The 1,654-nt window shown below is 57.8% G+C and carries 1 protein-coding gene; it reads right to left on the bottom strand.

Going from position 1 to position 1,654, the window contains the following annotated elements; translation table 11 throughout:
• Nucleotides 1–1,637: ShlB/FhaC/HecB family hemolysin secretion/activation protein (locus VGE55_RS06410; RefSeq protein WP_331130883.1), on the bottom strand; the 1,637-nt coding region annotated here is incomplete at its 3' end.
• Nucleotides 1,638–1,654 lie beyond the last annotated feature (17 nt).

Below are 1,654 nucleotides of genomic sequence, written 5' to 3'. Positions count from 1 at the left end.
AACGCATACCGCATGGTCAGCCAGGTCATCACGCTATTGTCCCTTGGGTCAGACTGTGCCACACCACCCGTTCCACGGGCCGCCACCGACAGCTCCAGCGCCAAAGGCCCTTCCTGGTAACGCACACCCACACCCGCTCCGCTTAGGGTTCGGTCGTTGTTGCCCGGTGCCGTGGGGTCGTTCTCCAACTTCACCCGGCCAATGTCGTAGAACACAAACGGGCTGATTCGCTCGGTGTACTGAAACCGCAACTCGAACTGCGCCAACATGCCCTCATCGCCCGTGCCCTCGCCCGTGGGGTAGGCGCGCACTGCATAGGGGCCGCCCAAGGAAAAGCTCTCGGAGCTGTCCAGGTTGTCCAAAGCCAATTGCCCATTCAAACGGGCATAGGCACTGAGCCTGCGCTTGAGTGCCTGCTGGCGCACCAGATCATAGCTCACCCGTGTGAATTCACCATTCGTTCTTGAAGGATCGGGCACCGGGCCATTGAACTTGCCTTGGGTCCAGTCCAGTTGGCCGTAAGTCAGGCCAAATGCATCCAGGTGATCAAAGTTGGTAATCACCGATACGCTGTCACTTGTGCGTGACACCGTGGCGTTCACCGCTTGCTGTTCATCAAAGAAGTCCTTTTTCTGGAACACCAGCGAGGAGCTCACGTTGGTGTTGCGTGAACGTATCCAAGGATAGCTTAGGCCGGCTGACACAGTCTCAGCCTTGCCACTGGCGCGCAGGTTGGCAAACTCGCGGCCCAATTCGTAATCGGTCACGCTGTAACCCACTGTGGCTCGCAAACCGTTGCCACCAATCGGTACGCTGTATTGCACAGCGCCGTAACTTAAGTCTTCATCGCTTTGCAGCGCGGTTACGTTCAGTTGGTCGCCAAACTGAAACAGGCTGTTGATGAATGCATTGGCGCGCGCTTGCAAATAACCGGTGTAGCGGTTGCCGTGGTTGCTCAGCCCGATGCTGCCGCCCACTTTGTCCAGCGGTTTTAGTTCGACATCCAGATCGCCCGTGCCCACAGTTTGCCCGGGTTTAATCACCGGTGTGGCATCCACTCCCGGTTGATCATCCAGCAGCAAGACGGCGCGCTCCAGGTCAGGGGCATAAATGGGATCGCCCGCTTTGAGAACATCCACAAACTTTTGTGCACCTTTGGCCTGTGATGCATCGGATGCACGCACACGGCGCTCACCGTACTGCCCTTCCACCACTTGCAGGGTAAGCACGCCATCGCGATAACCGTCGCTGGGCACAAACACGCTGGCAAATGCATAGCCTTCACTGCGGTAAAACTCGGCCACCTGATCGGCCAGGGCATAAAACCCGGCCAGATCATACGACTGCCCCATGGCCCCTTGAACCACCGAAGCCAAACGGGCTGAGTCAAACACCGTGTTGCCACTAAAGGCCACTTGGTTCAGGGCCACACGCAAACCACCCGGTGCCACTTTCTCGCGCGGCGCTTGCGGCACGGTAACACCAGTCGATGGTTTTTGTGGCGCGGGCGGCACTTGTTGCAATTCGCGTTGCAAACGACCCGCATCCGGGGGGGGGGCTACCGTTTGCGCGTACACCGGTGTCACCACACCAGCAGTAATCAAGGCCAGGGTCAGGCAAGTATTTTTTGTTTTCATTGAAAGCAATGTCCTTA

It is taken from the genome of Limnobacter sp. (assembly GCF_036405155.1).
Lineage (GTDB): Bacteria > Pseudomonadota > Gammaproteobacteria > Burkholderiales > Burkholderiaceae_B > Limnobacter.
This window is presented reverse-complemented; position numbering and strand designations above follow the sequence as displayed.